Source organism: Streptomyces sp. (assembly GCF_035644915.1).
GTDB lineage: Bacteria > Actinomycetota > Actinomycetes > Streptomycetales > Streptomycetaceae > Streptomyces.
Genome location: NZ_DASQNP010000019.1, coordinates 1 through 8490 on the forward strand (window position 1 = coordinate 1; position 8490 = coordinate 8490).

Consider the following 8490-nt stretch of genomic DNA (forward strand, 5'->3'; position numbering starts at 1 on the left):
CGTCAGCTTGTCCACGCGCAGGGCGCGGGCGAGGGGGTGGCGGGCCAGCCGCCGGACCAGGTCGGCGCGGCCGAGGATCAGCCCGCACTGAGGGCCGCCCAGGAGCTTGTCGCCGCTGGCGGTGACCAGGTCGGCGCCCGCGCGCAGCCAGCCGGTGGCGTCCGGCTCGTCGGGCAGCGCGGGCTCGGGGCGCAGCAGTCCGGAGCCGATGTCGGCGACCACCGGGACGCCGAGCCTGGCCAGTTCGGCGACGGAGGCCGACCGGGTGAAGCCGGTGACGCGGAAGTTGGAGGGGTGCACCTTCAGCACGAAGCCGGTGTCCGGGCCGATCGCCGCCGCGTAGTCCTCGGCGGAGGTCCGGTTGGTGGTGCCGACCTCGCGCAGCCGGGCGCCGGTGGACACCAGCAGGTCCGGCAGGCGGAATCCGTCGCCGATCTCCACCATCTCGCCCCGGCTGACGACGATCTCCTTCCCCGCGGCGAGCGCGGTGGCGGCCAGCACGAGGGCGGCCGCGCCGTTGTTGACCACGTGCGCGGCCCCGGCGGACGGCACCGCCTCGGTCAGCGCCGCCACGGCCGAGGCGCCGCGCCGGGAGCGGGTGCCGGTGGCCAGGTCCAGCTCCACGTCGGTGGGGCCGCAGGCGGCGGCCACCGCCTCCCGGGCGGCCCGGGACAGGGGCGCGCGGCCCAGGTTGGTGTGGAGCAGGACGCCGGTGGCGTTGATCACCGGCCGCAGCCCTCCGGCGGTCCCGGGCAGCGCCTCGACGGCGGCGTCGGCGACCGACTCCGGCGGGATCTCCCCGGCCCGGGCGCGTTCCTGGGCACGGACGACGACCGACTTCACCAGGGCGCGGCCCAGTCGCCCGGCGGCTCCGGCCAGGCGGGGGTCGGCGAGCACCGCGTCCGTACGGGGGAGGCGGCGCCGTGCGTCCGTCCCGGCCGGTGCCGTCGCGTCCCGCTCCGGGTCCGCCGCCTTCCGGTCCGTCCGCGCGGTCGCCGGCGCGGTGTCGCGGTCCATCCGATGGCCTCCTGGCGGGACGCGGTACGGAGTCACCGGCCAGGATAGGCGCGCGGGGCCCGGCGCGGGCGGTGCCGCACCGGGCCCGGGCTTCCCCGCCGGTCCCGCCGATCCCCGTCAGCCCCGGTCGGCCTCCGTCAGTCCTCGTCGGCGAGGATGAGGTAGAGCCGCTTGCGGGCGTCGTTGACGACCGCGAGCGCCTTCTCCCGCTGCTCGGGCGTGCCGGTGGCCCACACCTGCCGGAAGGCCTCCAGCAGTCCGGTGCCCGCCTTGCGGATCTCGCTCAGCGCTTCCCAGTCGATGCCGCGGCCGGCCTCCTCCCAGGGGGCCTCGGGGCCGCTCTCGGCTTCGGCGCGGCCGGCCTCGGTGAGCGAGAAGAGCTTCTTGCCGCCCTCGCTGGCGCTGCTGATCAGCCCCTCGTCCTCCAGGAGCTGGAGGGTGGGGTAGACGGATCCGGGGCTGGGCTTCCAGGCTCCGCCGCTGCGCTCGGCGATCTCCCGGATCATCTCGTAGCCGTGCATGGGCCGGTCGGCGAGCAGGGCGAGGATCGAGGCGCGCACGTCGCCGCGCCGGGCCCGGGAGTGCGGGCCGCCGCGTCCGCGACCGCGTCCGCCGAAGAAGGGGCCGTCCGCGCCGAAGGGCGGACCGAACGGCCCGAAGGCCGCGCGCAGTCCCCGGGGGTGGGGGCCGCCGCGCGCGTGCCCCCAGCAGCCCCCGTGGCCGTGTTCGTGTGCCTGTGAACGCATCGGTGGCGTCCTTTCCGTGTGGGGGCTCGACCGCGAGCCCGATCTATCGCGATCAATTCTCGAACCATCGCGATAGCTCAACGATATATCGGAAACATGTCGCCGACAAGCCCCTGCCGGGCCCTACGCTTGCGATCATGAAGATCCGTATCGTCGACGCGTTCACCGACCGTCCCTTCGCGGGCAACCCGGCCGCCGTCGTCCTGCTGGACTCCGGCCCCTTCCCCGGCGACGACCGGCTCCAGCGGCTCGCCGCCGAGGTCAACCTCTCCGAGACCGCGTACGCGCATCCGCTGCCCGACGGCGCCGAGGCCGACTGGGCGCTGCGCTGGTTCACCCCCGCCACCGAGGTCAACCTCTGCGGCCACGCCACGCTCGCCACCGCCCACGTGCTGCACACCACCGGCACGGCCACCGGCGCCGTGCGGTTCGCCACCCGCAGCGGCGTCCTCGTCGCCGAGACGGCGGAGGACGGCTCGGTCACCCTGGACTTCCCCACCGCCCCGCTCACCGAGACCACCCCCGGCGACGAGGTCCGCGCGGCCCTGGGCGCCGAGGTGGTCTCCGCGTACGACACGGGCGAGAACGTCGGCGACCTGCTGGTCGAGCTGACCGACGAGCAGACCGTGCGCACCCTGGCCCCCGACCTGGCCGCCGTGGCGCGGCTGCCGCACCGGGGCGTCATCGTCACCGCGCGGGCGGCCGGGGCGGACGCGGCCTACGACTACGTGTCGCGCTTCTTCGGCCCGGCGGTCGGCATCGACGAGGACCCGGTGACCGGCAGCGCCCACACCGCGCTGGCGCCCCTGTGGTCGGCCCGCCTGGGCCGCGAGACGCTGACCGGCCTCCAGGCGTCGGCCCGCACCGGTCTGGTCCGCACCACGCTGCGCGGCGACCGCACGCTGCTGACCGGCAACGCCGTCACCGTGATCGACGGGGAGCTGCTCACCGGGCCGTGAGCGCCGTGAGCCGTGCGCCCCACCCGTACGGCCGCACCGGGCGGTGGAGCGGGGTCAGGCCGTGGGCAGCCAGTCCACCCGGCCGGCCAGCAGCGCGTACCCGACGAACGCCACGACGTCGATCAGCGCGTGCGCCGCCACCAGCGGCCCGACCCGGCCCCACCGCCGGTACAGCAGCACGAAGACCACGCCCATCGCCACGTTGCCGACGAACCCGCCGATCCCCTGGTAGAGGTGGTACGAACCGCGCAGCAGCGCGCCGGCGGCCAGCGCGGCCATCGGGGTCCACCCCAGTTGGTCGAGCCTGCGCAGCAGGTAGCCGACCACGATGACCTCCTCCACCACGGAGTTCTGGACCGCCGAGGCGATCAGGACGGGGATCTTCCACCACACGTCCGGCAGCGACTCGGGCACCACCGTGAGGTTGAACCCGCTCGCCCGCGCCCCGAGGTAGAGCAGCAGCCCGCTGCCCCCGATGCCCGCCGCGAGCACGGCGCCCCGGGCCAGGTCGGAGGCGGGGCGGCGCAGGTCGAAGCCGATTGCCCGCAGGCCCGGCCCGCCGTGGCCGCCGGGCCCCTCACGGGTCAGGAGGTGGGCGACGAGCAGGACCGGGACCAGGGCGGTGGCGATGCCGAAGAGCTGCCAGGCCAGGTCCAGCCAGGGCCGGTCCGGGGCGTACGAGCCGTTGAGCCGGGCCGCCTGGTCCTTCAGGCCGCCGGGCCTGGTCAGCGATCCGACGAAGCTGATGAGCGCCGACAGCCCGCTCGCGCCCAGCGACAGCGCCAGGACGAGCAGCGTCTCGTGTCCCAGGGTCCGGCGCGGCACCGCGGGAGCCCCGCCGTCGGCGGGGCTCCCGGGGGCTCCCGGCTCCCGGCGTCCGTCCTGGTGTTCCGGGCCGTCCTCCCCGTCCCGCACGCGTGGTCGCACTCCGCCTCCCGTTCGGCCGTTCCGCCCCGCCGGCGCCCTCTCCGGCGCGGCAGGAACAGCTTGCCCGACCGTCCTCGCCGCCCGGGCGCCGGGGCGGCCGGCGGCGGGGACGGCGGGCGAACGAGACGGGCGAGGCGGGAGTGCGGGCGGCGGAGGTCACGGACCGGTCGGCCAGCCGTGCACCGGCTCGCCGGTGCGGACCAGCTCGCAGTAGCGCCGCACCGTCGCCGCCAGGGCCTTCTCCCGGTCCAGTCCGCCCTCCAGGGCGCGGTGGTAGGTGTCGGCCTGCCAGGACGCGCCGTTGACGCGGCGGCGGCAGCGCTCCTCGATGACCGACAGGTAGCGGTCCCGGTCGCCGGGCTCGACGCCCCAGGCGTCCAGGCCCGCGGCGGCCATCGGCAGCAGGTCGTCCAGCAGCAGCCGGTCCACGGGCACGGCCGCGAGCGGGCCGCCGCGCCCGGGACGGGGCCACCACAGCCGGGCGTCCATGCCGTAGCGGCAGGCGGTGTCGAAGTTCTCGGCGGCGGCGGAGAACGGCATCCGGTTCCACACCGGGCGCGGCTCGTCCGCCAGCGCGCGCACCAGGCCGTAGTACAGGGCGGTGTTGGCCAGCACGTCGGTGACGGTGGGGCCGGCGGGCAGCACCCGGTTCTCCACGCGCAGGTGCGGGGTCCCGTCCGAGACGGCGTACACCGGCCGGTTCCAGCGGTAGACGGTGCCGTTGTGCAGGGTCAGCTCGGCCAGTGCGGGAACGCCGCCGCCGTCCAGGGTCTCCAGCGGGTCCTCCTCGCTGCAGATGGGCAGCAGCGACGGGAAGTACCGGTAGTTCTCCTCGAACAGCTCGTAGGCCGAGGAGATCCACCGCTCGCCGAACCAGGTGCGCGGCCGCACCCCCTGGGCGATCAGCTCGGGCGGCCTGGTGTCGGTGGCCTGGAGGAAGAGCGGCGGGCGGGACTCGCGCCACAGCTCGCGGCCGAAGAGGAAGGGGGAGTTCGCCCCCACCGCCACCTGGACGGCCGAGACGGCCTGGGCGGCGTTCCACACGTCGGCGAAGCGGTCCGGCGTCACCTGCAGGTGGAGCTGCACGGAGGTGCAGGCGGCCTCCGGGGCGATGGAGGACGAGGTGTACCTCAGGTGCTCCACGCCCTGGATGTCCAGGACGACCTCCTCGCCGCGGCTGGCCATGACCTGGTCGTTCAGCATGGTGTAGCGGTCGACGGCGGTGAGGTTCGCGGAAACCAGGTCCTCCCCGGTGAGCGTCGGCAGAATGCCGATCATCACGATCCGCGCGCCGACCTCCCCGGCTTTGCGGTCGGCGTACGCCAGCCCGGTCCGCAACTCCTCCGCGAGCTGGTCCAGTACCCGCCCGGTCAGCCGGTGCGGAAGGATATTCACCTCCAGATTGAACTGCCCCAGTTCCGTCTGGAAATCCCGGCTCGCAATGCGTTCCAGGACCTCCGTGTTCATCATCCGGGGCATCCCCTCGGCATCCGCGAGGTTCAGCTCTATCTCCAGCCCCATGAGATCGCGGGGGCGGTCGAAGCGCTGCTCGTCCAGCAGTCGCCGGAGCCCCTCGAGACACCGGTGGAGCTTGTCCCTGTAGCGGTGGCGGTCGGACAGGTCGAACCCGCTGGCCACGACCTTCTCGCCCATCGAAGCGTCCCTCCTCCAGTGAACCGTGACCGGATGATGCCCCGCGGATGCGAGAGATAACGCCTCGCGCGGCGACGAGGAGCGGTAAGCTGGAGTGGCGGCTTTCGCCGGGCACATTCCCAAGGCATACATCACCCGGCACAATGGCTTCCGCAGGCGCACGGGCTCTGCTCGTGGGAAATGCCGAAAAGATACGGCCGACCGCATGGTCAACCAACTTCCAGGTCAGCGGCTTATCGGTTGAAGATGCGCAGATGAAACGCCTCCGCGAAATGTCTTGGGGCCCTCTTGCCGGTAACATCCCAGACGGCTAGCCGAAACACCGACCGAACATCCGTCGTATAAAATCCACAAAAGCAGCCGAGACGCCGCTTCCCTCGTGGTTGCCGGTCCGTCGAGGCCCTCCTCCGGCCTTCCTCGTGGCCTTTCCGTACGCCGACAGCGCCGTCCGCGCCAGCCGAGCACCACCGTGTCTCCGAGCGAGAGGCGACCCACCATGCCCCTGCGTGTCCAACCGGCCCCGGCACCCGCCCTGCGCAGCGTGCTCGCGGCCCTCGGTTCCCCCACCGGCCTCCGCGGCAACCCGACCCCTCCCGGCCCGCGGGCCGGGAGGGATTCCCTCCGGCCGGACCTCTCCCTTCCGGTCCACGTGCTGGACGGGATCACGGCCTCGGCCGGCCCGCCCCGTACGCGGCTGACCGGCTGGCGCTTCCTGCTGCGCGACGCGCACGGCGCGGCGGGGGCCGCCGAGGCGATGCTCACCGCGGACGGCTGGACGTTCTCCCACTTCTGCGAGGGGCCGTTCGTCGCCTCCACCGAGACCGCCCTGCGGCGGGCCGAGGCCCTGCCGACGACGCACCAGCCGCGGCTGCTGTCCGTCCCCGAGCTGTACATGGTGACGCTGTGGCTGCACGGGGACACGGAGGCCGACGCCGCCGGGGGTGCTCCCGCCCCGGCCGACCTGCTGGTGCCGCTGGCTCCGGCACCGCCCGGGATCGCCGCGCACCACCCGCAGCGCGTCGACGGCCTGCTGCCGCTGCTGACCCGCCGGCTGGTGCCCCCTCCCCTGCTGGGCGCGCCCGCCTGAAAGGCCCTCGGCGCATCCGGCGCACTCCGGTGCGAAGCGGCGCTCCGCGGCTGTCCGGCCGCGGAGCGCCGCGCTGTTTCCCTCTCCTCGATAACTAGTCTTTTACGGCGACAAGACCACCCGAAAGGATGGTTCTTCGCCGCGCAACCGTCCGTGAGATGGAGGCGTCATCAAACCGTGAGGAGAGCTGCACCGAAAACCCTGCGGAATTCCGGCCGCGGGGCCGACACTGGGGACCGACCGAGACGACACGGGGGACGGTCATGAACCACACACCACACCGCAGCACCACCACACCGCAGCGAGAGAACCCCACCATGTGCCAGCACCAACCGCCCTGTCCGTCAGCCGACTCCCCCGACCGGGAGGCCGCCCACCTCGTGGCGCACTTCCCCGAGCAGGGCTGGAGCCTGCTGTGCAACGGCGTCCTCCTCTTCGAGGACACCGGTGAGCTGCTGCCGGACGGCCGGGTCATCGCGCCGCACCGCCCACTGGGTGCCGAGCACGTCACGACCGCCGCCTGACCGGCGCGCCGTACGCTCCCGGCACCCCGCCGCACCCCACCGCGCACCGGTCGGCGCAAAGGGACCGGGCCCCCGGCGCCGAGCGCCGAGGGCCCCTACCGTTCCGCCCGCACCCCGCCCGGTACGGGGGCGCGGTCGCGTCCTCGGCCGTTCCCGGCCGCTCTCAGCCCTCGTAGTCCTCCAGCGGCGGGCACGAGCAGACCAGGTTGCGGTCCCCGTAGGCGCCGTCGATGCGCCGCACCGGGGGCCAGTACTTGTCACCGGCCGGTACCCCGCCCGGGAAGGCCGCCTCCCGGCGCCCGTACGGGTGCTTCCACTCCCCGGCGAGCTGCGCCGCCGTGTGCGGGGCGTTGCGCAGCGGGTTGTCCTCGGTGCTCCATTCGCCCGTCGCGACCTTCTCGATCTCGGCCCGGATCGCGATCATCGCGTCGCAGAAGCGGTCCAGCTCCGCCAGGTCCTCGCTCTCGGTGGGCTCGATCATCAGCGTCCCGGCGACGGGGAAGGACATCGTCGGCGCGTGGAAGCCGTAGTCGATCAGCCGCTTGGCGACGTCGTCGATGCTGACGCCGGTGGCCTTGGTCAGCGGCCGGACGTCGATGATGCACTCGTGCGCCACCAGCCCGCCCGGACCGGTGTAGAGCACCGGGTAGTGCGGCTCCAGCCGCTTGGCGACGTAGTTGGCGCTGAGCACCGCCACCTGGGTGGCGCGGCGCAGCCCCGCGGCGCCCATCAGCCGCACGTACGCCCACGAGATCGGCAGGATGCCGGCCGAGCCCCACGGCGCCGCCGAGATCGGCCCCACGCCCGTCTCCGGCCCGGCGGCGGGCTGGAGCGGGTGGTTGGGCAGGTAGGGCGCGAGGTGGGCGCGGACCGCGACCGGGCCGACGCCCGGACCGCCGCCGCCGTGCGGGATGCAGAAGGTCTTGTGCAGGTTCAGGTGGGAGACGTCGGCGCCGAACTTCCCCGGCTTGGCGAGGCCGACCAGGGCGTTGAGGTTGGCGCCGTCCACGTAGACCTGGCCGCCGGCGTCGTGGACGGCCGCGCAGATGTCGGTGATGTGCTCCTCGAACACGCCGTGGGTCGAGGGGTAGGTGACCATCAGGACCGCCAGCTCCTCGCGGTGCTTGTCGATCTTGGCCCGCAGGTCCTCGACGTCCACGTCGCCGTTCTCGCCGGTCTTCACCACCACGACCTTCATCCCGGCCATCGCGGCGCTGGCGGCGTTGGTGCCGTGCGCGGAGGAGGGGATGAGGCAGACGGTGCGCCCCTCGTCGCCGTTGGCGCGGTGGTACGCCCGCACCGCCAGCAGGCCCGCCAGCTCGCCCTGCGAGCCGGCGTTGGGCTGGAGGGAGACCTTGTCGTAGCCGGTGATCTCCGCCAGCCGCTCCTCCAGCTCGCGGATCAGCGTCAGGTAGCCCTCGGCCTGATCGGCGGGCGCGAACGGGTGGAGCGCCCCGAACTCCGGCCAGGTGACCGGCTCCATCTCGGTGGTGGCGTTGAGCTTCATGGTGCAGGACCCCAGGGGGATCATGCCGCGGTCCAGGGCGTAGTCGGCGTCGGCGAGACGGCGCAGGTAG

The 8490-nt window shown here is 73.9% G+C and carries 8 protein-coding genes; 3 read left to right on the plus strand and 5 right to left on the minus strand.

The window, feature by feature from the left end:
- Together selA and VE546_RS02700 are read right to left on the minus strand one after the other, a co-directional pair.
- Positions 1-1017: L-seryl-tRNA(Sec) selenium transferase (selA, locus tag VE546_RS02695; protein ID WP_324917658.1), on the minus strand; the 1017-nt coding region annotated here is incomplete at its 3' end.
- Positions 1018-1154: 137 nt separating this feature from the next.
- Positions 1155-1763: a PadR family transcriptional regulator gene (locus tag VE546_RS02700; RefSeq protein WP_324917661.1), complete on the minus strand. Its 609-nt coding sequence runs from the start codon at positions 1761-1763 to the stop codon at positions 1155-1157.
- A gap of 137 nt (positions 1764-1900) precedes the next feature.
- Here VE546_RS02700 and VE546_RS02705 point away from each other — a divergent pair, with 137 nt between their 5' ends.
- Positions 1901-2722 (plus strand): PhzF family phenazine biosynthesis protein, encoded by an 822-nt coding sequence (locus VE546_RS02705; protein WP_324917663.1) that lies wholly within the window; start codon positions 1901-1903, stop codon positions 2720-2722.
- Positions 2723-2776: 54 nt separating this feature from the next.
- Here the strand turns inward: VE546_RS02705 and VE546_RS02710 are convergent, their stop codons facing one another.
- Positions 2777-3547 (minus strand): CPBP family intramembrane glutamic endopeptidase, encoded by a 771-nt coding sequence (locus VE546_RS02710; protein ID WP_324917675.1) that lies wholly within the window; start codon positions 3545-3547, stop codon positions 2777-2779.
- A gap of 258 nt (positions 3548-3805) precedes the next feature.
- Positions 3806-5302 (minus strand): glutamate--cysteine ligase, encoded by a 1497-nt coding sequence (locus VE546_RS02715; protein ID WP_324917666.1) that lies wholly within the window; start codon positions 5300-5302, stop codon positions 3806-3808.
- 496 nt (positions 5303-5798) lie between these two features.
- On the opposite strand from VE546_RS02715, the gene VE546_RS02720 reads away from it, so the two are divergent.
- Both VE546_RS02720 and VE546_RS02725 read left to right on the plus strand, forming a co-directional pair.
- Entirely contained in the window at positions 5799-6389 is a 591-nt protein-coding gene (locus tag VE546_RS02720; RefSeq protein ID WP_324917669.1) for a hypothetical protein, read from the plus strand.
- 317 nt (positions 6390-6706) lie between these two features.
- A complete protein-coding gene (locus VE546_RS02725) occupies positions 6707-6913 on the plus strand; it encodes a DUF5999 family protein (RefSeq protein ID WP_324917678.1) in 207 nt (68 codons plus the stop codon).
- A 163-nt stretch (positions 6914-7076) separates the two neighbouring features.
- On the opposite strand, the gene gcvPB is transcribed toward VE546_RS02725, so the two are convergent.
- The coding region (gene gcvPB, locus VE546_RS02730; protein ID WP_324917672.1) for an aminomethyl-transferring glycine dehydrogenase subunit GcvPB at positions 7077-8490 on the minus strand (1414 nt) is incomplete at its 5' end.

Excerpts from the sequence above, each read along its gene's own strand:
- VE546_RS02700 (WP_324917661.1), bottom strand. The coding sequence starts at position 1,763 with ATGCGTTCACAGGCACACGAACACGGCCACGGGGGCTGCTGGGGGCAC.
- VE546_RS02705 (WP_324917663.1), top strand. The coding sequence starts at position 1,901 with ATGAAGATCCGTATCGTCGACGCGTTCACCGACCGTCCCTTCGCGGGC.
- VE546_RS02715 (WP_324917666.1), bottom strand. The coding sequence starts at position 5,302 with ATGGGCGAGAAGGTCGTGGCCAGCGGGTTCGACCTGTCCGACCGCCAC.
- VE546_RS02720 (WP_324917669.1), top strand. The coding sequence starts at position 5,799 with ATGCCCCTGCGTGTCCAACCGGCCCCGGCACCCGCCCTGCGCAGCGTG.
- VE546_RS02725 (WP_324917678.1), top strand. The coding sequence starts at position 6,707 with ATGTGCCAGCACCAACCGCCCTGTCCGTCAGCCGACTCCCCCGACCGG.